Source organism: Pseudoalteromonas sp. S408 (assembly GCF_005886645.1).
GTDB lineage: Bacteria > Pseudomonadota > Gammaproteobacteria > Enterobacterales > Alteromonadaceae > Pseudoalteromonas.
Genome location: NZ_PNDY01000002.1, coordinates 226,419 through 252,467, shown reverse-complemented (window position 1 = coordinate 252,467; position 26,049 = coordinate 226,419). Strand labels below are relative to the sequence as shown.

General features: G+C 39.8%; 23 protein-coding genes, 1 pseudogene and 1 riboswitch. Of the genes and pseudogenes, 9 read left to right on the top strand and 15 right to left on the bottom strand.

Going from position 1 to position 26,049, the window contains the following annotated elements; translation table 11 throughout:
* Nucleotides 1–18: 18 nt before the first annotated feature.
* From CWB62_RS03510 to CWB62_RS03495, 4 genes and pseudogenes are all read right to left on the bottom strand, one after another.
* The gene (locus tag CWB62_RS03510) at nt 19–387 is read right to left on the bottom strand and encodes a hypothetical protein (RefSeq protein WP_138530933.1); all 369 of its coding nucleotides are present in this window, start codon (nt 385–387) and stop codon (nt 19–21) included.
* 100 nt (nt 388–487) lie between these two features.
* Complete coding sequence (locus tag CWB62_RS03505) at nt 488–1,006, bottom strand: hypothetical protein (RefSeq protein WP_138530935.1); 519 nt, start codon at nt 1,004–1,006, stop codon at nt 488–490.
* A 328-nt stretch (nt 1,007–1,334) separates the two neighbouring features.
* Nucleotides 1,335–1,688, bottom strand: a pseudogene (locus tag CWB62_RS18985) (transposase); the annotation flags it as partial.
* A 625-nt stretch (nt 1,689–2,313) separates the two neighbouring features.
* Complete coding sequence (locus CWB62_RS03495) at nt 2,314–4,170, bottom strand: TonB-dependent receptor plug domain-containing protein (protein ID WP_138530937.1); 1,857 nt, start codon at nt 4,168–4,170, stop codon at nt 2,314–2,316.
* 191 nt (nt 4,171–4,361) lie between these two features.
* On the opposite strand from CWB62_RS03495, the gene CWB62_RS03490 reads away from it, so the two are divergent.
* A complete protein-coding gene (locus CWB62_RS03490) occupies nt 4,362–4,850 on the top strand; it encodes a peptide-methionine (S)-S-oxide reductase (RefSeq protein ID WP_138530939.1) in 489 nt (162 codons plus the stop codon).
* Between the two features lie 20 nt (nt 4,851–4,870).
* Here the strand turns inward: CWB62_RS03490 and CWB62_RS03485 are convergent, their stop codons facing one another.
* From CWB62_RS03485 to CWB62_RS03465, 5 genes are all read right to left on the bottom strand, one after another.
* On the bottom strand, nt 4,871–5,674 hold the full coding sequence (locus CWB62_RS03485; RefSeq protein ID WP_138530941.1) for a methionine sulfoxide reductase: 804 nt from the start codon (nt 5,672–5,674) through the stop codon (nt 4,871–4,873).
* A 65-nt stretch (nt 5,675–5,739) separates the two neighbouring features.
* The gene (locus tag CWB62_RS03480) at nt 5,740–6,291 is read right to left on the bottom strand and encodes a DUF4136 domain-containing protein (protein WP_138530943.1); all 552 of its coding nucleotides are present in this window, start codon (nt 6,289–6,291) and stop codon (nt 5,740–5,742) included.
* A gap of 135 nt (nt 6,292–6,426) precedes the next feature.
* Nucleotides 6,427–9,201, bottom strand: coding sequence for an Mks condensin complex protein MksF (locus CWB62_RS03475; RefSeq protein WP_138530945.1), 2,775 nt, complete (start codon nt 9,199–9,201; stop codon nt 6,427–6,429).
* The gene (locus tag CWB62_RS03470) at nt 9,198–9,746 is read right to left on the bottom strand and encodes a condensin complex protein MksE (protein ID WP_138530947.1); all 549 of its coding nucleotides are present in this window, start codon (nt 9,744–9,746) and stop codon (nt 9,198–9,200) included. Before CWB62_RS03470 ends, CWB62_RS03475 begins: the two co-directional genes overlap by 4 nt.
* Nucleotides 9,747–9,751: 5 nt before the next feature.
* Nucleotides 9,752–11,038, bottom strand: coding sequence for an MksB family condensin complex protein (locus CWB62_RS03465; RefSeq protein WP_138530949.1), 1,287 nt, complete (start codon nt 11,036–11,038; stop codon nt 9,752–9,754).
* Nucleotides 11,039–11,257: 219 nt separating this feature from the next.
* Here CWB62_RS03465 and nhaD point away from each other — a divergent pair, with 219 nt between their 5' ends.
* Nucleotides 11,258–12,505, top strand: coding sequence for a sodium:proton antiporter NhaD (nhaD, locus tag CWB62_RS03460; RefSeq protein WP_058404345.1), 1,248 nt, complete (start codon nt 11,258–11,260; stop codon nt 12,503–12,505).
* 110 nt (nt 12,506–12,615) lie between these two features.
* A riboswitch (Lysine riboswitch) is annotated at nt 12,616–12,788 on the top strand.
* A gap of 75 nt (nt 12,789–12,863) precedes the next feature.
* Nucleotides 12,864–14,243 carry a lysine-sensitive aspartokinase 3 gene (lysC, locus tag CWB62_RS03455; protein ID WP_138530951.1) on the top strand — a complete coding sequence of 460 codons (1,380 nt, stop codon included), beginning with the start codon at nt 12,864–12,866 and terminating at the stop codon, nt 14,241–14,243.
* On the opposite strand, the gene CWB62_RS03450 is transcribed toward lysC, so the two are convergent.
* On the bottom strand, nt 14,240–14,989 hold the full coding sequence (locus CWB62_RS03450) for a 4'-phosphopantetheinyl transferase family protein (protein ID WP_138530953.1): 750 nt from the start codon (nt 14,987–14,989) through the stop codon (nt 14,240–14,242). The two genes, lysC and CWB62_RS03450, sit on opposite strands and share 4 nt — an antisense overlap.
* A 140-nt stretch (nt 14,990–15,129) precedes the next feature.
* Here CWB62_RS03450 and CWB62_RS03445 point away from each other — a divergent pair, with 140 nt between their 5' ends.
* Nucleotides 15,130–16,452, top strand: a complete 1,323-nt coding sequence (locus CWB62_RS03445) for a sodium-dependent transporter (RefSeq protein ID WP_138530955.1) — start codon at nt 15,130–15,132, stop codon at nt 16,450–16,452.
* A gap of 4 nt (nt 16,453–16,456) precedes the next feature.
* Here CWB62_RS03445 and CWB62_RS03440 read toward each other — a convergent pair whose 3' ends face one another.
* The 3 genes from CWB62_RS03440 to CWB62_RS03430 form a co-directional block, all read right to left on the bottom strand.
* A complete protein-coding gene (locus CWB62_RS03440; protein WP_058404349.1) occupies nt 16,457–17,131 on the bottom strand; it encodes an NYN domain-containing protein in 675 nt (224 codons plus the stop codon).
* 104 nt (nt 17,132–17,235) lie between these two features.
* Nucleotides 17,236–18,222, bottom strand: coding sequence for a 2-hydroxyacid dehydrogenase (locus CWB62_RS03435; protein WP_138530957.1), 987 nt, complete (start codon nt 18,220–18,222; stop codon nt 17,236–17,238).
* 73 nt (nt 18,223–18,295) lie between these two features.
* The gene (locus CWB62_RS03430; protein ID WP_138530959.1) at nt 18,296–18,817 is read right to left on the bottom strand and encodes a glutathione peroxidase; all 522 of its coding nucleotides are present in this window, start codon (nt 18,815–18,817) and stop codon (nt 18,296–18,298) included.
* A 121-nt stretch (nt 18,818–18,938) separates the two neighbouring features.
* Here CWB62_RS03430 and CWB62_RS03425 point away from each other — a divergent pair, with 121 nt between their 5' ends.
* Complete coding sequence (locus CWB62_RS03425) at nt 18,939–19,820, top strand: NAD(P)-dependent oxidoreductase (protein WP_138530961.1); 882 nt, start codon at nt 18,939–18,941, stop codon at nt 19,818–19,820.
* A gap of 612 nt (nt 19,821–20,432) precedes the next feature.
* Here CWB62_RS03425 and sbcB read toward each other — a convergent pair.
* Entirely contained in the window at nt 20,433–21,878 is a 1,446-nt protein-coding gene (sbcB, locus tag CWB62_RS03420; RefSeq protein WP_138529932.1) for an exodeoxyribonuclease I, read from the bottom strand.
* A 203-nt stretch (nt 21,879–22,081) separates the two neighbouring features.
* On the opposite strand from sbcB, the gene CWB62_RS03415 reads away from it, so the two are divergent.
* The 4 genes from CWB62_RS03415 to CWB62_RS03400 all read left to right on the top strand — a co-directional run bounded on the left by CWB62_RS03415 (nt 22,082) and on the right by CWB62_RS03400 (nt 25,040).
* Nucleotides 22,082–22,894 carry an alpha/beta fold hydrolase gene (locus CWB62_RS03415; RefSeq protein WP_138529934.1) on the top strand — a complete coding sequence of 271 codons (813 nt, stop codon included), beginning with the start codon at nt 22,082–22,084 and terminating at the stop codon, nt 22,892–22,894.
* Between the two features lie 345 nt (nt 22,895–23,239).
* Entirely contained in the window at nt 23,240–23,644 is a 405-nt protein-coding gene (locus CWB62_RS03410; RefSeq protein WP_138529936.1) for a hypothetical protein, read from the top strand.
* Between the two features lie 314 nt (nt 23,645–23,958).
* Entirely contained in the window at nt 23,959–24,366 is a 408-nt protein-coding gene (locus tag CWB62_RS03405) for a hypothetical protein (protein ID WP_138529939.1), read from the top strand.
* A 146-nt stretch (nt 24,367–24,512) separates the two neighbouring features.
* On the top strand, nt 24,513–25,040 hold the full coding sequence (locus CWB62_RS03400; protein WP_138529943.1) for a M23 family metallopeptidase: 528 nt from the start codon (nt 24,513–24,515) through the stop codon (nt 25,038–25,040).
* A gap of 33 nt (nt 25,041–25,073) precedes the next feature.
* Here the strand turns inward: CWB62_RS03400 and CWB62_RS03395 are convergent, their stop codons facing one another.
* Nucleotides 25,074–26,021 carry a sodium-dependent bicarbonate transport family permease gene (locus tag CWB62_RS03395; RefSeq protein WP_138529944.1) on the bottom strand — a complete coding sequence of 316 codons (948 nt, stop codon included), beginning with the start codon at nt 26,019–26,021 and terminating at the stop codon, nt 25,074–25,076.
* Nucleotides 26,022–26,049 lie beyond the last annotated feature (28 nt).

Sequence of the window (26,049 nt, the reverse complement as noted above, 5' to 3'; positions counted from 1 at the left end):
TGACACCATAGTCACTTGTTAGCTGTACTTTTCAGAACGAAACATTTTTGGGGCGCGCATTGCGATCAGACCAGAAAGTAAAAGCACTGACCCAGCATATGCAAACCATGATATTTCGTAAAGACCAATAAGACGACTCAACGTATGTGACATCATAAATGCAAAGAGCGCAGAGAAGACCAAATGCTTCACCAGCAGGTACTCTTTAACAATTGACTGCCCAATATAAAAACCTACTCCAGCAATTACACCCGAACCTAAGCAATTAACTATCACGGCAGATAAAGGTATTTCAACTTCTGCACGATATACACCGTAAAACCTCATTACCAAAGCTATTGCGATAAAAAGACCAAGGAAAATACCGGATTGTTTATAAGAGTTCATACTTCTCCATGTACAGCTAACGCCGCAAATAAGCGGCTAAAAATAGTTGGCTAAAATTTGTGAGGAACGAACAAAGCCAACTGTTTTTTGTCCGCACTTTTTAATTTGCTTTGTTAGCTTTACTGTAATCCGTAACCACATAAAAACCAAGAATATTTTCTTGAACTTCAATCGTGAGTATGTTTCCTGCGGATTGAGAGTTCCAAAAATCTTCGCCAACTTTTAAATCTAATGGGCCAAGATCCTCTGGAGCGATAGCCAAGATATAACTAGTCGATTTTCCTTTGCTGACTCTTTTGTCAGTTATTTCAACATTTATACTTACTGTCTCGCTAACTAATATATATGAGCTTGAGAAACCTACAACAGCCAGACAAAAGAACATATATGTTGTTCTTCTTTGGCTTCTAAAAAAGCTTCTTCTATCAACAAAACTATCCCATAATTCAGACGTATTACGCTTTTTATGGATGATAAACCCTACAGCCAAACCAATCACAGCAGTACAAAACACAAGCTCAAAACCATAGAAAGTTCTACTCACTGTTTCGATTGAAAACCAGATACCTAGAATCAGAAAAATGAACCACAATAATTGAGAAGTTTGATCAGTTTTCATATTTACAGCTAACATTTTAGTATTTATGCGACACGCAGTTTGTGTTGCATAATCGCTTGTTGGACTGAGGCGCTACCTGCTCGGTGTGTCAGAGTTGGTTTTGTTTATGCTATGGGAATTTGCTTTTTAGAGGCTCTCACTTTCCTCGCTAATTTAATCAGCTTAGCGAGTGTTATGTAAGCTTTCCCTGCATTGCTCAGCGTTTATTATCTATTCATTAAACCGAATGTTTAACCGTTAAGCAAGGATATTTTTCGCTCGCACAGTCGCTATTAGCCTGAGCAATTAAGCAGGTTAACTTATTGATTTGATGCAGCAAGCAAGGCTGCTAACTCGTTCGCGCTACTTTATTTGTCGCCGCATCTAAATTCATCACACCAATAAATCGTAAAGTACCCGTCTTGCATGACTGGCAAGGCCAATGGGGTATTAATCGTTCTTGCTCTACCTTCGGCTTCACCGCTTTGCATGGGATTGCTGATATTTGAGCCTTTATTAACCCTAACTTTCGCTTGCGACACGCATTAGCTAAAAAGCCATAGTGGTGAATGCGCATAAACCCTTTGGGCAATACATGTTGTAAGTAGCGCCGTAAAAATTCATCACAACTTAGCGTCATGACTTTATCGCGGTTGTTATCTGCATAATCGCGGTATTTAAAGCTCACTGACTGTTCATTTGCTTCTCTTTGTGCGTTTTTTAGCTTTGCGTTACATAAAACGCGCTACTTTTGTTGGTTGAAGCTCATAAAGTGAATAATTCACAAAGAGGGTAAGAGGCGCTGCGCTTTTAGAGGAAAGACTAATTAAAAGCATTGGCTGATTTCGTTTTCTCATTTACTTCTCATTCATTTCTCTTTGTGCAATATATTTTGGCTTTTTCAGAATTTAAAACGAATGCGTTTGGCTTAATGGGTGAAGCTCATAAAGTGAATAATTCACAAAGAGGGTAAGAGGCGCTGCGCTTTTAGAGGAAAGACTAATTAAAAGCATTGGCTGATTTCGTTTTCTCATTTACTTCACATTCATTTCTCTTTGTGCAATTTATTTTGGCTTATTCAGAATTTAAAACGAATGCGTTTGGCTTGATGGGTGAAGCCATTAAATTGATCGATTCACAAAGAGGGTAAGACGCTGCGCTTTTGGAGGAAAGACTAATTAAAAGCATTGACTGATTACGTTTATCTCATTTACTCCTCATTCATTCCTCTTTGTGCAATATTGTTTGCCTAAAAGTTGTTTTTATAAACCAACACAGCGTTCACAAACTAAGGTAAACATTAAGTTTGTAAACGCTGAATTTAATGTCTACCAACTATACGTTGCACTTAAGGTATATTGCTCTCCGCGCCCGGGTGTGCCGGGTATTTCTTCAAACGATTCATCCCACACATTGTCTGCAGCTAACGTAATAAATAAATTATTGATTACAGTTGGCGTAATTTTTAGCGACAATTGCGTAAATAACGCAGTGTCTTTACCATTGCGTAGTGCGTTTTCGTGCTGTTTACGCCACTCGTTATCAACCCTCATTTCTATTAGGTCGTTTGGTGTCCAAATTGCACCTAAGGTCACACGGTGATCTGGAAAGTTTAAGGCGTAAAAGCTGGCGTCGATATCTGCATCACCATAGTTTTCTGACTTATTTAAGTAGGTGTAGCTTGCAATGAGCTCGGTTGTATCAAAGTACTTGGTCGCAAAAAACTCAACGCCGGTGGCGTCTATGTCAACCGGATTAGCAAAGCGGGCAGAGCTAGAGTCAAAACTAAAAGTCCAATCGGTTAGGTTGTTATCTTCACGGTAGAAAACCGCTGAATTAAGTTGCCAGGTTTGTTCTTGCATTAAATAACCAAGCTCTATGTTTTTAGTCGTTTCGCGCTCAAGGTTGTAATTACTTCTAAATAACCCGCCTTGCTCACTGCCGCCAATGGCGGTGTAGCCTGCAACTTGGCTTGCTTGTGCGTAGGATACGTAAAGTGTTTGTTCAGAGCCGTCACTGTTTTGAGTGTTTAGTGAAATATCGCCAATGAGCGATAACTCAGAGTCATCTCGGTTTGTGTCGTCAAAAGCCGCACCTAGGCGAAGTGTTAATAGCTGGTTTTGTTCAAGGTCGATTTTATATTCAGGTAATACGCTCAGTTTGTAATAAGTGCGTGAGGTAAAATTATTCTCAAGTGTGGTCGACTCTATTTCATCTTCAATATATTGCGCTGAATAATTTACTGCAAACGCGGTGTTTTGTGCATGGCTTCCTGATACCGCAATCGATTTTACTTTAGTTTCATGAAATGCTTCAAAGGCGCTTGGATTCTCACGAGAAAATACATAATGGTCGTTGTGTTTTCTGTAATAGGCAGATACTTCAAAATGGCTATTGTCTGCATAATTTTGCTGGTGGTTAAGCATGAGTAAGCGGGTTTCTAGTTCTTCTGTTTCATTTACGCCAAATGGTGTGTACATATTTGGCCAACCAAAAAACTTGTCTTGTGAGCCATACATTATATCGGTTTGCGAATCCGCACCTATTAACTGTATGCGCGCAGAGGCGCGGTTAAAATCGTGATCGCCGTTTTCTATTGAACCGTCACTTTGTGAATGAGAATATTCGCCCTCAAAGCCCAGTTGCCAATTTTTAGCATCATCAATTTCTGTGCTTATTCCTGCGTAAATACTGTGTAAGTTAAAGTTGTTTGTACCTGTACCAACAGATACATTGCCGCCAGTTGTGATAGGTTTAAAACCAAACGAAATCGATCCCACTGAGCTGTTCATACCGTTTAAGGCATTGTCGGCTCCGGTTAAAATGTAGGGACCCGTTAGCATTTGCGGTGCAATAGGAAGCTCCGCAACATAATGACCTGTTTGAGGGTCTAGTAGGGTAGCACTGCCGACTCTAAACCCTGTGTTTTCGAAAATACCGCCACGAATTGTTACATCAGCTTGCGCTTCTGCCATATTGCGTGACTGTAAATCAACGCGTGGGTCGTATTCTAAATTAGACACGGGAGAGTCAAAGGTGCCAACAGGTAATTTATTTGCCGTGGCCGATGCCTCAACAGTTATTTGTTCTATTGCTGTTTCACTGTTGGTTGAAGCTTGCGCATAAGTAAAAGGTGTAACGCTGCACAGCAGTGCAGAAAATATAAAATGCTCAGTGCGATTCATGGTGTATCTCATAATGTGTTAGGGCACTTATAAAAACTATATAAAGCGGGTGGGCTAGCTTAATTTAGTCAGTGCGATTTTGTGCGCTATTGTACAGTAATTATAAAAATCTGCATTTGATAATCATTTGTATAATTAACGCGTTACAATACACATGTATTTTTAATTAACTTTATTGAGTTAGATAAACAATGACAGTTCAGCAACACAATACACTTTATTTTGCCGGCGGCTGCTTATGGGGCGTGCAAGAGTTTATGAAGCATTTACCGGGCGTTATAACAACCCAAGCAGGGCGTGCTAATGGCGCAAGTAATAGCACACAAGGGGCATACGATGGCTATACTGAGTGTGTAAAAGTAATGTTTGACTCAAGTGTTTCACTCAATCAACTGTTTGACTATTTTTTTGAAATTATTGACCCTTACAGTGTTAATAAGCAAGGGGCAGATGAAGGCCCTAAATACCGTACAGGCATTTACAGCAAAAACCAAAATCATCTAGATGCAGCAAGCAATTATATAGATAAGCGCAGTGATGCCGAAAAAATTGTAGTAGAGGTAGAGCAGTTAACTAATTACGTTCCAAGCGATCCAGAGCATCAAGACCGCTTAACTAACCACCCCGATGATTATTGCCATATACCGCTTGAGTTATTGCATAAGTATAAATTGTCATAGAATTATACTTGGATTATAGGTCACTCAGGCCTTTCAAAGCGATACAATTTAAATGAGCCAGTTTGAAGTGTTGAACCTTTGTGGTTTGAATACATATAGCCTTTGAGTTCTCGGTTGTCTTTATGAATAATTAGCTTATTTGCGAAGGCTGAATTGCTGGTAGTGATTTCCAGTACGTTGTCTTTTTCTTTAATATCTTGTGGCATAAAAGTGGTACTGATTATGTCATTGGCTCCACTTGCAAAATAATTGAAATATGACTCTTTATTGGGGGAGAATTCAATACTTACGAGTTTTTGATTGCCGTCTAAATTTAATAATCCTACCCAAAAACCATATAAACCTGACTTTTCTATAGCTGCTAATTCATCTATTTTAGAACGGTATTTATCTATAAATGTATGGACGGTAGATTGCCTTTCTTGTTTTTCCAATCGGTAAGTTTTTGACATGACAAAATCATCGTCTGCATTAGAATAAATTTCTAACACCTCAAATGAATTATCTAAATAACGGCTTAAAATTAATGTAAATTGCAGATGTTCTTTATTAGGGCTAATGAGTGTGATAATGCAATTAAGGCGACTGCATTTAATATCGTTATTATTAAACGCAATTGATTTATTTCTATGAAATGCACTGGCGATATTTGCAATGATTAAACGGTGTTCTCCGTTTTCTTTTATTTCCAGTACATTGTATTCAAAATTATCTTTGTAAATGCCTTGCCACAAACCCGGAGTTAATTTTAAGTTTTGCGCATGTGCGGGGAGCGAAGCAAAAAAAGCGAATAGAGTGACTGTAAAATACTTTAAAAATGCCAAGGTGTGATTCCTTTGTTAACAAAAAAGCTCACAAACCTGTGAACTTTTTAAAAACTAACTAAAACTTACTGCTGCTTTTGTGGCGGGAAGTTACTTAAAATTTCGCTCACTGTATTATTAATTGACGCTTCGCGTTGCTCTGGCGATTGTTTTTTCTTTAAACGGCCTTCTTTAGCACCGCGCCAAATTAACTGATTAGATGCGCTGTCTACAATATCGATAACCAATGTACCCACTTCGTATTCACGCGCTGTTGTATCACGTTGAAAACCAGTACCCCAGTAACCCCAACGGTTACTGTAACCCGTGTTAAACGTATCTACTTCTAATTCTTTATCTACCGACGCATGATAGTTAACAAGTACGTCAGCTTGGGCTGGATCTACTAATGTCATACCAAGGGTGTTTGTAAGCTCATTATTTACCGCAGTACGCACACGTTTTTCCATTAAACCGTTAATTTGGTAGTTGTTGGTGTCTTTAGTTAAACTCGCGTTTTCTACCCAAGCAAATGTTTTAAAATTACTAAAGTTAGCTGATTTATCGTAATCCCAATCAGGGGTTTGAGTACAAGCGCTAAGTAGTGCTAGTGCTGCAACAATAAGTATATTTTTCATTACGTTTGCTCCAATAAAATGCATTACCTTAAAATAACACACCTTATATAAATGTGTATTATTAAAAGGTTCTAAAAATTAGTTTAGTGTGATGAATATGAATGACTAATTAATACTAATTAGCCACTCAAAAATTTAATGCTCTACTTCTATCCAATCTTTTTCATCTACCCAGTTTTGTGCGCCATCTTTTACCGAACGAATCGGCACAATGTAGTCACAACTTATTTGCGGCTTAACTGAGGCAAATATAGGCACAAAGCCAAAGCTTAATGCGGTTTCTATAATTGCTTTTTGGTTTTGCGGGTCAATGTCGGCCGCTTCATCAATGTAAATAGGTATACGGTACAGGTTTTGTTCCTGATCGCTTAATAAGTAACGAATAAACAACATGCCACACAATAACTTAATAGTAATACGTGTGCCATTTGAGCCGGCTGAGTCTATTTTTTCAAAGTGTTCGGTTTCGCCAGCGCGGTTTACCACTTCAAAACGAATATCGAACAAGTCAGTTAAGGTGAGGCCTGCTTTGTCTGAAGCAAGTTTTATTAAATGATCTTTTGCTTCGTTTACTGCGCTTTCGCTGTAAGGTTCTTGGCTCAGTAAATCAAGCGTGTCGCCTTGTTCAAACTGATGCGACGTGCTGATAATAGTATCAATACTATCAACCAGCATTTTGCGTGGTATTACGTTAATTTTAAAGGCTTGCAGGTTAGAAATACGGTGCTGGCTTATGCCTTTATTAAAGCTATTCATTTCGCGGCGAAGGCGATCTAAATCTTCCCGCAACCCTTTAATAGTGGCGGCTACTTCGGTTAATGCCACGCGGCCTTGACGCTCAACGGCATCGCGTTCGTTATCAAGGTTGTGAAATGCGCTAATTAGTTTTTGATATTTAGTAAATTCGTCGTTTTCGTTATCGAACTTAGTAATGCCCGCGTTATATACATGCAAATAGGTATTACGCACGTTTATGTCAAAATTGCGCAGCTCTTGGCTGTCTTTATTAAAGTGATGTACTAGGTCGCTTAAGTTATCAAAGTCGACTGTTATATCAATCATATACGGGGTTACTTTACCGCTGTATAAATCGAGAGTGTGATCAATTCGCTCGCTTTTAACTTGGCGTAGGCGCTCGGTTTGGCGATTAATTTGCTCTTGCTTTGATTTAATTAACGAGCGTCTGTCTGCAATTGAGCCGCTATTTTTTTGAATGTCTTGCAGGTAATCGTCGACTTGTTCGCGCTCTGCTAATAATTGCTCTTTTAGCATGGCTTGCGCTTCTACCGACTGCTGCATTACCTCAAATTGCTCTAAGCGTTTAAGGGCGCTCTCTGCGCTCATTAGCTCATCGTAGAGTGCGTCTTTTTCTTTTTGTTTATCGGCAACATTAGCAGCCACTTCGCGCTGTTGTTTAAACTCTTTTAATGCGTGTTCAAGTGCACTCAACTGCGTTGTTAATTGCTCTTTGTTTTCGCCGCTTTGCATGTGTACTGGCGAGAGTTTTTTAAGTTTAATACTTGCACCCGGAAGCGTTAGCACACCGCCTTTAACGTTTTCACTTAATAGCGATAAAAACTCCCCAAAGGCGTCTTCATCATCAATGGTTATATCGCCATTAGTGGTGGTTGCAAACGAGAGTAGGTCGGGATTTAAAATACGCGATATTTCTTCTACTTCTTTAAGCGATAGATCTTCGCGCATACGGGTAAACAAATTAAACTCAAGGTTTTTAAGCTGCAGTTTTAAACTTTTTATTTGTTTTTGCGTTTCGCTAATGCGGTAATCAAGGGTGTGCAGGCTTTGGCCTTGAGCGCTGGTTATAGAGTGCGAAAGCGACTCGTAATCGTGTTTAAGTTGGCCAAGGTTAGTTTTAATTGTGGCTTTATTTACCAGTTCAAATTCGCTTTTAAAGGCGCTGTAATCTAAAAACCATTGCTCAATTTGAGTTTGTTTGCGTTCTATATCGCGCGATTGCTGTACGTATAGGCTTTGCTTTTGTTCAAACTCGTGCTTTTCGTGTTCAATGTCTTCAAGTGCAACACCGAGTTCATTTAGCTGCTCTTCTTGATAGGTATCAAAGTCTATCAATGCTTGATCAATTTTAGGTGCGTAGGCTGCTAACTTACCTTTAAGTACGGTCTGATTTTCAAGCATTGATTCAAGCGCACTTATTGGCTCTTGCATTGATTCAAGGGCTTTTAATTCACGTTTAGCGCGGTTTACTTTATCAAACGAGCGACGCCACACTTCGTAAAAATCGACCTTAGAGTTTGACATATGGCGTTCAAACACACGCAGCATAAAGCGTTTAACATCGCTTGCGCCTAATTTGTGTAAGTTAAGAATACGCCTAAAAATTTCTTTATAAATGGCAGAGTCTTGCACATTATTAAGCGGGATCATTTTTAAGTTTATGTCGCCGTCGAAGGGTGTTGCGCCGCCGGTAAGTAGGGCGTTTAGCTCTTGTGCTTTTAGCTCAATAGGGTTGTAATTAAGCGACTTTAAATGATTAAACAGCTTGGTAAACTTAATTATGGTATTACCTTTTGTATACTGCGCTAAATCAAGCTTGCCCTGATAACAAAAGTACTGATGCGCGTAACCGGCTATTTTACCAAGTCCTGCTACACCAATAACAACCGAGCCATGAGGGAGGTTGGCTTCTAGTAAAATGTACGACTGATCCGATGAAAAATAAAACTTACGGGTTTCATCTAAATCGTGCCCGTCCCATTCGGTAAGGCGTAAATCGTTGATAAGCGGAAATTGCAGGGCGTTAATAACCGAGCTTTTACCGGTATTGTTTGGCGCACAAATAGAGCTGCTTTTATCAAGCGGGATCACACACTTTGCATAGCCTGCGGTATTAAGTAGGGCGAGTTTGCTCAGTCCGTATAAGTTTTTCATTCCTCGTCCTCCGTAATGTAGGTTTCTTCGTTTACTTCCATTAATGCATCAATGTAGCGGTGAATTGGCGCTTGTAGCATAAAGCCGCCTTCTACTTCGCGGGCGAGGCCTAAACGTACCATGCGCAGGTAAACGTCTTTACGTAAATCTGAGCCCGAAAATATCTCCAGCTGATCAAACAAGTGCTTGTTAATTTGCACTAGTGTTTGCATCAGTTCTAAATCGTTTACTTCATCAAACAGGGCGCGCATTGGGTCTTTACCCGTGTTGGCGTAGTGCTCAATTAAAATGTAAATAGTGAGCGCAACAGCACGGGATATTTTCCCCATGTTTGGCGTGCTTTCGTCGCTTGTAAAGTAGTAAAAGCCGCGGCTGTCGTGCTTCAAATCGTGGCCAAGGGCGTTAAATAATGCACTGTAGGCGTCTATGTGTTGGTCAAGCTCTTGCCACATTACGTTGTCTTGTTCACAAATGTGGTAACCCGCCGTTAATTTTTTATTGATTGCTTGCAGGTGAGTTAGTTCGTCTAGGTTTATATGTGTCATGGTAATTACTTATCTGCCTTAGTATTAGGCTGAACGGCTAAATCTGGTGCCTGAGAATTAAATGGATAAAGTGAAAAGTGCTGGCCGGCAATTTTAACTCGGGCTTTTTTATCGCTTTGGCTAATTTCAATGTCGCTATCACTGACTAATTTTTGATATAAAAAGAGCATTTCGTCGGCGTCTAAGTCGGGGTAGCTTTCATCTAAAAACTGCAGCAGCGGCTGTGGTTTTTTACGTTTTTTGTTAAAGCGTTTAGCAAAGCTTGTTTTTACATCGTTGTAATCAGGAATGTTAGGCGTTACAAATGCGGGTACGTCTTGTTGTTCGGGAAGTTGATATTCTTCATGTTCAAATTCTACCAAGCTTGCCATGTACGCGATAATATGGCGTTGTTGCCCAAGCGAATAACGCTGAGAGTCGGTTACAAAATTAGGTTGTACAGCGCTTAGCATGTTATCTACGCCATTTTTACGCACAAGGCCGAGCACTTTGGCCGCTTGGCGTGTAACTAAGTTATTTCGGCGTAGCTCTTCGCGCAGGGGCATGAGCATATCGGCACTTTTACGCAAACTCTCTCGGCCCATTAGGTTCATTTCGAGTATGCGAGTTCGTAGCTGTTCTAGCATGCGTTTGTCGGTGTATGCTTTGCCAGAGCGTTCAATAAATTCGATTTGTTTACTGATTTGCTGCTCTATTATTGTAAAGCAGGCATGAAAATCGCCCCTAATATCGACCATTTCAAGCATGGGCTCTATATATTCGTCAAAGGCTTCAATTACTGCTTTGTAGCGTTTTTGTAGTGATTGCACCGCATTGTTTGATTTAGCTTGTTCAACAATATTTAAAATGGCGTTTTCGTTGTGCGCGTAAAGTTTCATTATTTTACGTACCCGATCATCCATAATGCGGCTGTAGCGGCGTAAATCGTCAAAGTCTTCAACGTTTCCTGCGTTATCTAATTTATTACCTAAGCGGGCTAAATCATCAACTAATACGCTAATTTCTTGCGCTAAACCTAAGTGCTCTTCTTGCAGTAAAAAAGTAGCAAAGTCAGCAATGGCACGGTTAATTTCAAGCTGCGACGATTTAGCGAGTGGAATTAAAATATCTTGATTGAGCAAGCGATTGGTTTCTTTGTATATGCGCTCGTTTGACCACGTGGGCTGTTTTTGTTTTATGGCATTTTGCACGTCTTTTAGGCTAAAGTCGGCCATTTTAAAACGTTTAAATAATAACTCTAAAACCCCCCAATGTTCGCTAAGGGTATTTAGTCGCTTTTTAGCTGGGATCATAAGGCGTTACAACATCCTAGTAATTTATTATTGAGAATTTAGAAGCGTCTCATTATTACGTATTCTAATTAATCTAGCCTGTATATAGTATTCGTTTTTAAGACTATTTAATAATAGTTTTTGCATAGCCGCAGTGCTAACATTCGCGCCGAAAATAGGCACGTTGAGAGGGACTTTACGTGTGTTCTTTAAAACAATATCAAAGGTTATTTAATACCCATGGTTTCCACGATTATTCTAACCCTGATAGCGATCGGATTCTTATTGATCGTTATAGAAGATATCATCCATGTAAATAAAGCTAAAACCACGCTTTTTTTTGGCACGCTTTGCTGGATCCTCCTGTTTATTTTCCCCCTGCATGGGCAAAGCCCAGAGCAAGTGCAAGAACTCCTTAACGAAAATATTTTAGAGATAGCATCGCTGTGGTTGTTTTTAATGGCCGCCATGACCTTTGTTGCTTATTTAAACTCAAAAGGGTTTATCGAAAATATTGTGCACAGAGTGATGCCAACAAGTATTAGCGAACGCAAGCTGATGTTTTTGGTTGGGGTATTTGCGTTTTTGTTTTCGTCTGTTTCAGACAACGTAACAGCCACGTTAATATCGCTCGCTGTGGTTATGTCGTTAAAACTGCCGCCTAAAAAACTCATAAAATATGCCACGCTCATTGTATTTGGTGTTAACTCCGGCGGTGTGTCGTTAATTACCGGTGACGTTACCACCTTAATGATATTTTTAGATGGAAAAGTAACCATTGCTAACTTATTACTGCTTATTGCACCTGCATTTATCAGTGTTATGTTGTTAGCGGCAATGTTAAGTATTGGCATGAAAGGGGAAGTGACCTTTTCTAAGTCAGGGAAAAAACGCATAGAAAAAACCGATATCACTATCGCAGTTATTTTTGTTTCTACAGTTATCAGCATACTCGCGTTGAGTGTTATTTACAGTGTACCGCCTTTATTAACTTTCTTATGTGGTTTATCAATTATGTTTTTAGTGGCGCAATTTTTAATGCGCAAAAAAGACATAAACAAAAATATTATCGACTACGTACGCGACATAGAATACGACACCTTACTGTTTTTCGTCGGGGTTTTATTATTGGTAGGCGCATTAAAAGAGATTGGCATGCTAAGTAAGTTTACCGATCTATACACTGTTATGGCTCCACAGTACGCTAACTACTTAATGGGTATTTTATCGGCTGGGGTAGATAACGTGCCGCTTACCGCTGCTTTACTAAAAGCTAATATAGTAATGAGTCAGCAAGATTGGTTGTCGTTTACTTATGCAACCGGTGTTGGCGGGTCAATGCTTATTATTGGATCGGCTGCGGGTATTATTGCCATGAGTAAAGTAAAAGAGCTAACTTTTATGAGTTACTTACGTTTATCGCTGTATTTGTTAGTAAGTTATACCGTTGGCTACGCGGGCGCGTATTACATGGGCGGATTTGTTTAAGTTTTGCTTAACTAACCGCATTAAAACGCTTGACAGCTAGACGGCTAAACGTTAACTTTCAAACCCCGCTTAAAAGTGGGGTTTTGTTTTATTAGCCATTGGTTAATACAACATTCAGAAGAGGTGCGATACTTAGGTATTTAATGGTAGGTGACGAACGCCTATAACCATTAAAGAGGGAAGTACTCGCCGAGAAAACCAACGTTACGTCGATGTTGTTTTTCGGTTTATGGGGCTGAATCCTCAAAACTGTCACCAATCTAGGTGGAGAGCTTCTGGCAGTGGATTTACCTTCATGCATTCACTTGCCAAGTTCTTCTTGTTTTATCGCGGTTTGGATACCGCAAAAGGAGACTAAATGACTACCCAATCAGTGCCGCAAACAGTATCGGGCGTTAAATCAGATTACATTGTTGCCAAATTTGGCGGAACCAGTGTGGCTAACTTTGATGCGATGAGTCGTTGTAGCGAAATTATTGTTGCCGATAAAAGTGTTCGTATTGTTGCTGTAAGCGCCAGTGCCGGCGTAACTAATCATTTGGTTGCACTGTGTAAATCAAGCATCACCCCAGAGCAGCGCCAAGAACACATTAGTGGCGTGCTAGCCATTCAACAGGCTATTTTAGATGAGTTATCGCTTGATGCCGATTTAGCCGTAGGTTTTAACGAAACGTTAAAAGCATTCCAAACGCTAGCGCTTGAAACACTGACAACTGATCAGCAGCACGATGAGTTACTTAGCTTTGGTGAACGTTTATCGTCGTATTTATTTGCGCAAGTGCTGCGTTTAAAAGGGTTAAATGCCGATCGCTTTGATGTACGTCAAGTACTTAAAACAGATAGTCAGTTTGGAAAAGCAACACCTAATGTAAGCGCAACAGCACAAGCTGCAAAAGAATATTTAATTCCTCTACTAGATGAACAAGTTATTGTAACCCAAGGTTTTGTTGGCAGTGACGAATTTGGACAAACAACAACGCTTGGCCGTGGTGGGTCTGACTACAGTGCCGCTTTACTTGCTGAGGCAATAAACGCCAAAAGCGTACATATTTGGACTGATGTTGTGGGTATTTTTAGTACCGATCCGCGATTATGTGTAAAGGCATCGCCCATTGCTCGCTTAAGCTTTGATGAAGCCGCTGAAATGGCTACCTTTGGTGCAAAGGTATTGCATCCAGCTACTATTTTACCCGCTAGCCGTAGTCATATTAATGTGTTTGTTGGTTCAAGCCGCGAGCCTGAACGTGGTGGTACGTGGATAGAGCGTGAAAAATCGCAGCAGCCAGGAATTCGCGCGGTAACCCAGCGTAAAAATCAAATTTTGCTCACCCTTAAAAGCCCTGAAATGTTATTGGCTAGCGGCTTTTTAGCCCGTGTATTTACTATTTTAAGCGAGTTTAATATATCGGTTGATTTGGTAACTACGTCTGAAATTAGTGTCGCAATAACGCTTGATAATGCGCCTAACGCGTCGCGCCCAGAGCTCGACCAAGCGTGTTTAGATAAGCTTGCTGAATTTTGCCATGTATCGGTTGAAAACAACTTAACACTGGTGGCACTTATTGGCTCTGAGATTCAACTTCGCCAACACGAAATGAACTTAATGCAGGTATTAAGTGACTTTAATATTCGCTTAATTTGTCATGGAGCAAGTAAGCACAACCTATGCTTTTTAGTCGAACAAAGTGAATCTGATAATGTGGTTCAGGCTATTCATAGCCGTTTGTTAGAAGCTTAACTAGTAAGCGCCTTATCGGTTAATAAAAAGCACCGCCAGTCGGTGCTTTTTTTATGCACTAAGGTTAAATCAAATGTCTCTGTTTGTGTGTTTACTACTTGGCTGCTTGCGGCCAAGCCTACTAAGGTTAATTCGTTAAATACGTTGGGGCTAAGTAATTTGGCAATAGGGCGACCAGTTGCTTTAGCTAATGACTCTTTTAATGTCCAAATTCTAAAAAAGGTATTGGCTTGGCTTTGCGTATTGGGTTGAGACGTAATTAATGTAACTTCGTCTGTATGGTAAAAATGCTTGGCTAGTTTTTCAAACGGGCGCGTTAAGCTAATTTTTTCAAGGTCGAAGCCAAACGCCTCGCTTTCTAAATTTAAAGCAACCCCAACAAAACCATGAGAGTGCGATACATACGTATTAATAACGCACTCGTTAATATGCAGCTCTAATTTAGCTGTGGATTGGTTAAAACTTGTGTTAATGGCATTTAATGGCACATTTGAAAATTCAGGGTGGGTGGATTTTACAAGCAATTTTAAAAGTAAACGGCTTGCTACATATTCTTTTTTAGCTATTTGGTTTTTACGGCGGTTAATAACGGTTAATTCAAATTCGCTGAGTAAGCTCGCCAAGTTGTAATTAGCCAAACTAAGTGTATTAGCGTCGAACAACAAAACGGTACTTTTGCCTTTAGGTAAATTGGCAAAATCTGTTGGCGTTATAGTTAAGGCGTTATTAAAAAAATGTGCGGTCATATCAGCTCAAAAAGTAAAATGTCGTTGTTATTGTGAGCAGTTAACGCGACAAACAAAGGCTGAATACAATTTTATTACTCAGCTGGCATTAAATATGGTTTAATTCACAACAATCAAAATAATAACAGATTTGTAGATGTATGGCACAAATGCGTGATGGGTTTCAAAGCCGACTTGGTTTTGTTTTAGCCGCTGCTGGCGCGGCAGTGGGTTTGGGTAATATTTGGGGATTTCCTACACAAGCTGCTAATCATGGCGGTGGAGCATTTTTACTCGTCTATTTTCTGGTTATCTTTTTATTGGCGTTACCGGCGCTATATACCGAACTTTATTTAGGCCATAACGCACAAGCAAACCCGGTAAAAGCGCTGGGTAACGCGTGGCAAGATAGCAACCGTAAAATAGGCGCAGCGGCGGGCTATATTGGCCTTGCGGGCGCTGTCGTCATGTTGAGCTTTTATTCAATTGTGGCAGGCTGGATGTTGTCGTACGCAATTGAGCCTGTTACAACGTTTGTTGGTTTACACAGTGTGAGCGAGTTTTTACACAGTGACTCGCAAGCCCGTAATTTTGTATTTACACCATTAATGCTTATTTTAACGGCCTGTATTATTTTAAAAGGGGTTAAATCGGGTATTGAAACGTGGTCGCGCCGACTGATGCCTATGCTATTGGTGTTACTTGTTGCGCTAATTGCTTATATAGCCACTTTGGATGGCGCAAGCGAAGGTTTTGCAGCGTATTTAATGCCTAACTTTAGCCAAATACTCGATCCAAATTTAATTATAGCGGCTATGGGGCAAGCATTTTTTTCGCTCTCGTTGGGTGTGGGTTGTATGATGATTTACGGCTCGTATTTACAACCTGATGCTAATTTACCAAAGCTAACTGCAAGTGTTGCATTACTTGACACGAGCGTTGCGTTTTTAGCTGGCTTACTCATTATTCCGGCTATTTATGTTGCACAACATAACGGCGTTGAGGTATTTAGTGGCGGTAAATTAATTGGTGAAGGACAGCTTATATTTGCCATTTTACCAGAGCTATTTAATACCATGGGAGAAATAGGGTTACTGGTTGGTTTATTGTTTTTTGTATTAATGTCGATAGCCTCAGTGACGTCTACTATTTCATCAACTGAAATTCCAGTTGCATTTCTAGTGGAAAACCACAACGTTAACCGCACTAAAGCTACGTGGTTAGTGAGCTTAGTGGTATTAATATGTGCAAGTGCAATTATATTAAACTTCGATTGGTTATTTGGTTTAGTTATTATGCTGTTTACGCAATATCAGCTCCCGCTGATGGGGTTGTTTTACTTCATAACGGTTGGTTGGATGTTCAAACGGGGTAATAAGTTACACCAAGCTAGCACGGGCGCGCATTTTTGGTTTGCCCAGTATATCCGCTTTGTATGCCCAATATTAATGACCTTGGTATTTGCAAACGTCGCGTTTGGTTAATGACTTAATGCAGTGAAACTAAAAAGCCTCCGTCGGGGGCTTTTTGCATTTTAAAATGCTGGTCGTGATGCTTAAAATATTGATACAACTTATTTACGCCAAGCTGCTTTTTTGTAATGTTGAATATTCGATGGAGATAGGTACCCACATCCACTGTTTCGGAGAGTCCAGTTTTTGCGTGTTGTGTGTTTTCAACGGCTTCTTTTACAAGTGCTAAATGGTAAGTATCAGCAGAGGCAATACTTTTACTTTTTACTTTAGGTATTGTATTTTTTTTACCTAAAATATAAAAGTCATCAAAATAGTGTTTAGCACTGGCTGTATTATTACCAAACCCGATTACCTTTTTACCATTTCGTCTTAAAAAGTGTACTAAAGCCGCAAAGTCAGAATCAGAAGAGGCTATTGCAAAAGTGTCAATCGGGGAGACATACAAAGACTCCATAACTCCAACAGTTAACGCAATATCGGCCGCATTACTTTTAGCTTTTACGAGTTTTTCTTGGTACACCATTTCTATTGCATGGCGCGAACAAATATTTACCCAAGGTTTTAGTTGTACTGCTCCAAAGTTGCCGTACGCTTTTTTAACCTCAATATGTTCAAATTTAGCCATTATTTGATCTATAAATTTATGGCTTATATTTTCTGCATCTATGAATAACGCTGTTTTTTCCATTTAAGCACCTGCTAAAAGCCATCAAATTTAATTAATAGATACCATCGCGCAGCATATTTTGGCAAGTGTAAATGGCTATAAATGTTAAATAACCTGAGTTCAGGTTAATTATTAAAAACTTCGTTGCTTAGCGGTTTATTTAGTTTTACCTCAAGGGCATTGGTAATAGTAGTGTTTGCTATTTCGGTGAGTGCTTCTTGAGTAAAAAAGCCCTGATGCCCGGTGATCAGCACATTTTTAAAACCGACTAAACGGGAAAATATATCGTCTTGGTTAATTTCGTCGCTGTGGTTTTTAAAAAACAGTTCGGATTCTTGTTCGTAAACATCGAGCCCTAAGTAGCCAAGCCTTTGTGTTTTAAGTGCTTGTATGCACGCTTTACTGTTTAATAATGCCCCGCGTGAAGTGTTGATAAGCATAACGCCAGGCTTCATTTTATCAAAAGCACGTTCATCGATTAGGTGATGTGTTTGCTCGTTGAGTGGGCAATGCAGTGAAATAATATCGCTTTGGGTTAGTAACGTGTTTAGGTCGGTAATGGTGTAGTTACCCGGCATTGCATTTGGGTCGCATACCAACACCTTTGCGCCAAACCCATTGAGTATATTACAAAGCGCTAAGCCAATTTTTCCGCACCCAATAATACCCACTGTTTTGTTGTGTAAGTTAAAACCAAGTAACCCGTTTAAATCAAAGTTGTCTTCGCGCACGCGGTTGTAGGCTTTGTGTGTTTTTCGACTCAGTGTAAGCATAAGCGCAATACAGTGTTCAGCAACGGCCTCGGGGCTATATGCAGGTACACGTAATACATTGATGTTATGTGCTTTGGCCGCACCTAAATCAACATTATTAAAACCGGCACAGCGCAGTAGTATGGTATTTACACCTTGTTGTGCCAATAGTTTTATAACCTCAGCGTTAACTGTATCGTTTACAAACACGCATACTGCATTGAAGTTGTTTGCTAAAACCGCAGTTTGCTCGTTAAGCGATTGATCAAAATAGGTCATTGCTAAGCTACTATGAGGTGCAATACTGTGTTCAAAAAAAGGTTTTTCGTACTTTTGCGCGCTAAAAAAAGCAATGTTCATGATGAGGCTCCAGCAATTTGGTGCGTTTAAAATAGTGAATCTGCTTAAATTAAACTACGTTACTGCCATGTGCTCAAGTAGCGATTGCTTTTTTATTATTTAATTTAGCTGCTTGCAGCAGGTTTGTTTCAATAACATGTTTGAGTGTGTCGGGCTTTGTACGCGGTGCATAACGAGCAACTAGTTGCCCTTGTGAGTTAATTAAAAATTTTGTGAAATTCCATTTAACTGCCCGGTTTTGTGAAATACCGCGTGTATGGCATTTTAAATAGCCAAATAAAGGGTGTGCGTCTGGGCCATTGACCATGACTTTGCCAAATACTTCAAACGATACGCCAAACTGCATTTGATAAAAATATTTTATAGCTAAATTATCAAGCGGTTCGTTCTGTCCAAACTGATTACATGGGAATGCAAGTACCGTAAAACCACGGTGCTTGTACTCTTGGTAAAGCTTTTCGAGGGCATTTAATTGCATTGAAAAACTACATTTACTGGCCGTATTGACAATGAGTACGGTTTTGCCTTTTAACTGGCTTAAAGAAAAATTATCACTGTTATAAAGTGGTGCATTAAATTGATAAATACTATCCATAGGTTACCTACTTAATTTCCAATTGGTGGAAATTTTACAAAGACTTTCATTCGCTTTTTTGTTGGTCGGTTGACATAATCGAGACCTAGTTTCTAAGTTAGCAGTTAAATAGGTCATTTTTATGTCAATGAAAGTCGCATTTATAGGTTTAGGCGTAATGGGTTACCCCATGGCGGGGCATTTAGCCAATAAAGGTCATAGCGTATGTGTATTTAATCGAACACAATCCAAGGCGCAAAGTTGGACTGAACAATACAAAGGAAGCTTTGCACACACCCCACGCGAAGCGGCTCAAGGCGCTGATATTGTATTTATGTGTGTTGGTAACGATGATGATTTACGTTCTGTAGTTTATGGCGACGACGGTGTTTTAGCGGGTATGTTACCGCACACTATATTGGTTGATCACACAACAACCTCTGCGGAAGTAGCCCGTGAAGTGGCTGCAAAAGCGGCGCTGCAAAATATCGACTTTATTGATGCCCCCGTATCTGGCGGACAGGCCGGCGCTGAAAATGGTGTTTTAACGGTCATGGCCGGTGGCAATGAAGCCGTATTTGCAAAAGTACAGCCTGTAATGGCGGCGTTTAGCCGTTTTAGCCAATTGTTAGGTGGCGTAGGCTCGGGCCAGCTTTGTAAAATGGTTAATCAAATTTGTATTGCAGGTGTTGTACAAGGCTTAGCCGAGGGATTACATTTTGCCAAGCAAGCGGGGCTTGATGGCGAAAAAGTTATAGAAACCATTTCTAAAGGGGCTGCCGGTTCGTGGCAAATGGAAAACCGTTACAAAACAATGTGGGCAGGCGAATACGAGTTTGGTTTTGCGGTAGATTGGATGCGCAAAGATTTAGGCATTGCGCTTGATGAAGCTAAAAACAACGGCGCAACATTGCCAATGACGGCAACGGTCGATCAATATTACGCCGACGTACAAGCCCTTGGCGGCGGCCGATACGACACTTCAAGCTTACTTGCTCGTATAGAAGCGCTGCATAAAAAATAACTCTGTAGACGCGAGCTTGCTTGCGTGACGGGCAAAGCCCGTAAAGTGATTTATTCACAAAGAGGATAAGATGCGCTGCGCTTTTAGAGGAAGTGATTAGGCAAAGTTATTATTGGCTTATGTTTTATCATTTACTCCTCATTCACTTCTCTTTGTGGATTATGTTTTATTTTAGCAATTAAAAGCTACGCTTTTCACGTGGGCAAGCTTTTCGTCTACCGCGCTGATATAGATGCGGTTTTACTTGTTGACGCGAAGCTTGCTTGCGTGACGGATAAAGCTCGTAAAGTGATGTATTCACAAAGAGGAAAAGAGGCGCTGCGCTTTTAGAGGAAGTGATTAGGCAAAGTTATTATTGGCTTATGTTTTATCATTTACTCCTCATTATCTTCTCTTTGAGGATTATGTTTTATTTTAGCAATTAAAAGCTGAGCTTTTCACGTGAGCAAACTCAACGTCTACCGCGAAGGTGTAGATGTGTGTTTTACTTGTAGACGCGAAGCTTGCTTGCGTGATGGGCGAAGCCCATAATAATTCAAACAAAAAACGCGACGCTTTAGTAATTAAAGCGTCGCGTTTTTATATGCACTATAAAAATAAACTTAAAGCAAATTACATACTCTGCGCGTAGTTATAAAGCGCCTTTAAAATGGTGAGGTTCTTTTCGCTGTCGTCGTGCTCATGGGCCAAGTTTTCAAGGGTTATCATAAAATCTTGTGCGCTAATTGAGGGTTGATCTTCCCCGTGCATTAACTTGTTTTGACAATACTGGCGCCATTGATCAAGCTCTTGCTGGTTGAGCGTTTCAGGCCAGTTTCGTGCACGGTATCTAAACAGTAATGTATTGAACTTTTTATCTTCAAAATCTAAATTTAAGCCCGCTAGTTCATCTGGCTTAGCATCGCGAATAATCGCAAATTTAGCTTTGTCGGCATGGCTTGTAAAGCCATCGTAAAGTAAGTAATCAACGTTAGTAGTTGCGCTGTAATCGCCTTGTTCGTTAAACACTTCAGTTACTTTATCGCGAAGCTCGGTATTGGCTTTTAAAACAGCTAAATTAGCAAGGCACTGCTCGCGGTCAATTCCTAAACGGGCTGCGTTTTCAGGCAATAACGTTTTAGCAGGCGCTAAAATAGGGCACTTGTTTAAATGCACCAGCTTTAAACCAACAGGTAAATCGCCCTCGGCTAAATCAACGCGTTTGGTGTATAGTCGTTTACGTAATTCTTCTACGTTTAAATCAATTAACACTTGCGGGCTTTGGGTTAAATCAAAACAAATAACGGCGTTTTTATTTACCGGATGAAAGCTCATAGGTGCCACCCACGTTGTACAGCCTTGCGTTGCAGGAATACGCGATGAAGTATGTACCAGCGGCGTCATGTTAAATACATCAACTAAATCGCCAAGCGCTTTTTTATTTCGTAGCCCAAAAAAGAAGTTATAAAGCTTTGGCTGTTTTTCTTTTATTAGCTTAGCCAGTGCGATAGTGGCTGTAACATCGCTTAGCGCATCGTGCGCAGCAGCGTGTTCAATACCGTTGGCTACTGTTAAATGTTCTAACTTAAAGCTTGGGCTACCGTCTTCTTTTAGCGGCCATTCAATGCCCTCAGGGCGTAGCGCATAGCAAGCACGTACTAAATCAATAATATCCCAGCGGCTGTTATTGTTTTTATATTCGCGCTCGTAAGGGTCGTAAAAGTTACGGTAAAAGCTATAACGGCTTACTTCGTCATCAAAGCGAATACTGTTATAACCAGCCACACAGGTATTTGGCGCACTAAATTCAGCATGAATTTTTGCAATAAACTCAGCTTCAACCAAGCCTTTTTTCATCGCCACTTGTGGCGTAATACCGGTAATTAAACATGCCTCAGGGTGGGGCAAGTAATCCGCTTGCGGCTTACAATATTCAATAAGCGGCTCGCCAATTATATTTAAATCAAGATCGGTACGAATACCCGCAAATTGGCTCGGCTTATCTTTTTGAGGGCTTGCCCCCCAAGTCTCATAATCGTGCCAGTAAATAGTTGCTTGATTTTGCTCTTGATATGCCATGGTAAAACCCTGAGTAGTTAACTTTAAAATGCACAAATATGCGCCAAGTTACTAAAATAATGAATTATTTAGATTATGGCATATGGGCGAGAGAGTTTATAGGTACCTTAATTTAAACTTTAGTAAATTTAACTATTATCGCTGGAAGTCATATTTAATATCGCTTAAGGTAATTTTTAAAATAAACTTACGTAAAAAATAAGATGAGAATACTCTTTACCGCAATCATTTTTTATTCGCTTTTTATCCCGCACGTTGTAATGGCCAGTAGAGCTAAGGTTCAAATAAATGGCTTTGATGTAGAGTACGAATTAGCAGGTGAAGGTAAACATACTATTTTACTTGAAGCGGGCGGCTCTGCTGGTTTAAGTGATTGGGATCCTGTTTTTGAGTCACTTACCAAGCACGCGAAAGTTATACGGTATTCTCGTATTGGTAATGGTGGCTCTGCGCAAATAAAGAAAAACTACAGCTCTGAAGAATATGCAGCTGAGGCTGTGTTATTACTTAAAGCACTTAAAGTAGATGAGCCTGTTGTGTATGTTGCGCACTCTTATGGTGCTTATATTGCGCGTGTATTTGCTGCAACATACCCTAATCAGATTAAAGCGCTGATGTTAATTGAGCCTGCATCAGAGCATGATGTAGATATTATGCGCGCGATTGATTTACCACGCGCTGAAAAAGAAATTGCAGCAATAAAGCTTGATGACATGAAAAATGGCATGTCGAATCAGTATTTAGATTTCTGGGCAAAACGCCCGCTACCTGATTATCCGCAAATTGCTGATATACCCGTGACTGTTATCGCCTCCGTTAAAAAGTATAAAAAGCCATCTGTATTATTTTTTACCGACAAAGCGCGTGAAATGTGGGGTGACTTACATTCAAAATGGGTTAATGCATTTCCCCAAGGTGAAATAGTCATAACAAATAAAAGCTATCACTACCCGCAAAAAGATGAGCCAGAAATGGTTGTAGCCCAAATAGTGAAGTTGCTTGAACGCACTCAATAAGTTTAAATTTTTGGTTGTTTTGATAGATGTCAATCTTCGAAATTAATGGTCGGCATTCGACTAAAGTCTATAAGTTAATTATCTTCACTTATTGGTTTTGTTTTTATCGTTTGTCGGTTTGATGGTAATTCTCTAAAGTTCAGTTGTCGGCAACAAGCACGACTTAACTAATACCAATTTTATTAAAACATGATCATTTTAGCGAATTAAATAACTCACTAACTGCGTTAAAAATTATTTATATAGAACGACTATATTTCATAATTTTTGCCTTGTTATTAAGCTATTTTCTTGACGCTAAAAAAGCTCACTAATTTAAACAATTGGCATAACAGGACTACGACCATGAAAACTTTTATCAAAACTATCGCTCTTAGCTCTTTACTTACTTGTTCAGCTGCTGCAATGGCTGATCAAAGTGATTACAAATTAATGGTTATTGAAACTGCAACTGCGCCGCAGCCACTTGAGCAATCATTTAATAGCTGTGCACTTAATGTTAAGTCTAAAAATTATGCACAAGCTGAAGAAGTTTGTACTAAAGCAATTGCGCTTTTAAAGGATGCAGACGCACCACGTTTTAAAGTACGCCAGCTTACATCATTCGCATTAAGTAACCGTGGTGTAGCGCGTTTAAAATCAAATAACGAAACAGCTGCTTTAGCCGATTTGTACGAAGCTAACCAAATGTCTAACAGCACTATGGTATCGCACAACTTAAATCGCGCTAAAGAAGAGCTTTCTTTATAAGCTGCTTTAGTTAGCGCCAAGTTAAAAAAAAGCCCCAGCTAGGTTTAACCTGCTGGGGCTTTTTTGTATTGGTATCATTATAGTTTTTATTGTTTTAATCCTATTTTTATAACCACAGCGTTATTTTTAGTCATAGTTTATAAAATGTAATTTACTAAATAATCCAGATATTTTTAAGGTTATTAGACTAAAGTCTATAGGTTAATTTTATTCACTTATTGAGTTTGTTTTTATCGTTTGTGAGGTTTGAGCTTTTACTCTAAAGTTCAGTTGTCGGCAACAAGCACGACTCACTTAATTAGGAAAGGCAAACCATGAAACGTACACTTTTAAAAACCATCGCTCTTGGCTCATTATTAACTTGCTCTGCAGCTGTAATGGCTGATTCAAGTGATTACAAATTAATGGTTATTGAAGCGCAAACTGCGCCGCAGCCGCTTGAGCAATCGTTTAACAACTGCGCACTTAATGTTAAATCTAAAAATTACGCACAGGCTGAAGCAATTTGTACTAAAGCAATTGCATTGTTAAAAGATGCTGATGCACCTCGATTTAAAGTACGCCAGTTGACTTCATTTGCGTTAAGCAACCGCGGTATAGCGCGTTTAAAAGCGAACAACGAAACAGCTGGTCTTGCTGATTTATACGAAGCTAAATCAATGTCTAATAGCACAATGGTGTCGCACAATTTAACACGTGCTAAAGAAGAGCTTTCTTTATAATAAGTATTACCATAGTGAAAAAGCCGATGTTAGAGTAATCTTGCATCGGCTTTTTTGTGTTCTTTGCTTTTTAAAATGCTCATCATCTATTCATAATTGCGGGTTAATAATACATTTAATTGTTTAACTCAAAAATAAGCCCTATTTTGAAACCCATAAAAATATTACTGCTCACCTTAGTCATTATTATATTAACCCTAGTACTCGCCGTGTTTGCTTTGCCTGAAAAAATAGCTAATCCCGTATTAGGAGCAACACCCAACGATTGGAATCATGCTACTTTTTGGTATGAGCCATGGGGTAAGTCGGGGGTTCATAAAGGTATTGATATTTTTGGTAAGAAAAATACGCATGTTGTTGCACCCGTTAACGGGCTTGTTGTGTTTAGTGGCGAGCTTAAAAGAGGCGGTAAGGTAGTTGCTATACTTGGGGCTAAATGGCGTATTCATTATTTAGCACATTTAAATAGCTACACTGTAAGTGAAGGTGACGTTGTAAAGCTAAATGAAAATATTGGCTTACTGGGTAGCACAGGAAATGCAGTCGGTAAGCCACCTCATGTTCATTATTCAATTGTGTCTTTATTTCCACTGCCTTGGCTTGCAACAAATGAAAGCCAAGGTTGGAAAAGAATGTTTTATATTAACCCACACACAAAACTGGTTAACCGTTAAAGGTCAGTGGCAACTCACCGCGCTAAATGTTAGCTATTGAATAGCGACGGCAAGCTGGTGGTAAAGGCCAATACCTACTATTACATTGAACGGAAAAGTAACACCCAGCGAGCTAAGCATGGCAAGGCCTATATCGGCTTTGGGAATAGCGGCTTTTATTGCAGCAGGGGCTGCAATGTAAGAGGCACTGGCTACCAAGCTACCGAGTATAACCACTGAACCAAGTTCTAATCCTAATAAAGTACCTACGCCCACACCTAGTGTGCCCAAAAATAATGGGGTAATAATAGCAAAAGTGGCTAATTTCCAATGTTGCCATGGGAAAGGGCGAAGTGTTTGTGCAGCTACTAATCCCATTTCTAGTAAAAATAAAGCGAGCACTACTTTAAAACTGCTTGTTAATAAGCTGGTAACCTGGCTGCCTTGTGATGTGCCGTACATCATGCCAATAATTACACCACCCACTAATAAAATAACACTTTTGTTGGTAAGGGTTTCGTGCCAGAGCGCTTTTAATGAGAGTGAACTTGTTTGGCCTGGGTCTTTATCAAGCTTGCGGTAAAGTAATAAGCCAACAATGATAGCGGGAAGTTCCAGCATAACTAAATAGAGTGTTACTTCAGCGCCTACGGCTAAATTTGCAGATTCGGCATACGCTAACGCAACCGCAAAAGTACCGGCACTTACCGAGCCATAATGCGCTGCAATACTGGCGCTGTTGGCCACCGATAATTTAATAACGTATTTTAAAATGGGATATAACAGTAGCGGAATAAGTGCGCCTAAAAGCATAACTGTGCCCATTTCTGGTAGTAGCTGCCAACTTAAATTACCATGAAGTACCATGCCGCCTTTTAAACCAATAGTTAGCATGAGTAATAAGCTTAGCGTTTCGTACGTTGCTTTAGGAATGGTTAAATCAGAGCGTAATATTCCTGCTACTAATCCTAAAATAAAAAACATAACAACTATATCAGGCACAACATTTCCTTTTAAATATGAAATTAAG

Bases quoted from the DNA above. Each gene is read 5' to 3' on its own strand.
- CWB62_RS03510 (WP_138530933.1), bottom strand. From the start codon at position 387: ATGAACTCTTATAAACAATCCGGTATTTTCCTTGGTCTTTTTATCGCA.
- CWB62_RS03505 (WP_138530935.1), bottom strand. From the start codon at position 1,006: ATGAAAACTGATCAAACTTCTCAATTATTGTGGTTCATTTTTCTGATT.
- CWB62_RS03495 (WP_138530937.1), bottom strand. From the start codon at position 4,170: ATGAATCGCACTGAGCATTTTATATTTTCTGCACTGCTGTGCAGCGTT.
- CWB62_RS03490 (WP_138530939.1), top strand. From the start codon at position 4,362: ATGACAGTTCAGCAACACAATACACTTTATTTTGCCGGCGGCTGCTTA.
- CWB62_RS03480 (WP_138530943.1), bottom strand. From the start codon at position 6,291: ATGAAAAATATACTTATTGTTGCAGCACTAGCACTACTTAGCGCTTGT.
- CWB62_RS03475 (WP_138530945.1), bottom strand. From the start codon at position 9,201: ATGAAAAACTTATACGGACTGAGCAAACTCGCCCTACTTAATACCGCA.
- CWB62_RS03470 (WP_138530947.1), bottom strand. From the start codon at position 9,746: ATGACACATATAAACCTAGACGAACTAACTCACCTGCAAGCAATCAAT.
- CWB62_RS03465 (WP_138530949.1), bottom strand. From the start codon at position 11,038: ATGATCCCAGCTAAAAAGCGACTAAATACCCTTAGCGAACATTGGGGG.
- nhaD (WP_058404345.1), top strand. From the start codon at position 11,258: ATGGTTTCCACGATTATTCTAACCCTGATAGCGATCGGATTCTTATTG.
- lysC (WP_138530951.1), top strand. From the start codon at position 12,864: ATGACTACCCAATCAGTGCCGCAAACAGTATCGGGCGTTAAATCAGAT.
- CWB62_RS03450 (WP_138530953.1), bottom strand. From the start codon at position 14,989: ATGACCGCACATTTTTTTAATAACGCCTTAACTATAACGCCAACAGAT.
- CWB62_RS03445 (WP_138530955.1), top strand. From the start codon at position 15,130: ATGGCACAAATGCGTGATGGGTTTCAAAGCCGACTTGGTTTTGTTTTA.
- CWB62_RS03440 (WP_058404349.1), bottom strand. From the start codon at position 17,131: ATGGAAAAAACAGCGTTATTCATAGATGCAGAAAATATAAGCCATAAA.
- CWB62_RS03435 (WP_138530957.1), bottom strand. From the start codon at position 18,222: ATGAACATTGCTTTTTTTAGCGCGCAAAAGTACGAAAAACCTTTTTTT.
- CWB62_RS03430 (WP_138530959.1), bottom strand. From the start codon at position 18,817: ATGGATAGTATTTATCAATTTAATGCACCACTTTATAACAGTGATAAT.
- CWB62_RS03425 (WP_138530961.1), top strand. From the start codon at position 18,939: ATGTCAATGAAAGTCGCATTTATAGGTTTAGGCGTAATGGGTTACCCC.
- sbcB (WP_138529932.1), bottom strand. From the start codon at position 21,878: ATGGCATATCAAGAGCAAAATCAAGCAACTATTTACTGGCACGATTAT.
- CWB62_RS03415 (WP_138529934.1), top strand. From the start codon at position 22,082: ATGAGAATACTCTTTACCGCAATCATTTTTTATTCGCTTTTTATCCCG.
- CWB62_RS03410 (WP_138529936.1), top strand. From the start codon at position 23,240: ATGAAAACTTTTATCAAAACTATCGCTCTTAGCTCTTTACTTACTTGT.
- CWB62_RS03405 (WP_138529939.1), top strand. From the start codon at position 23,959: ATGAAACGTACACTTTTAAAAACCATCGCTCTTGGCTCATTATTAACT.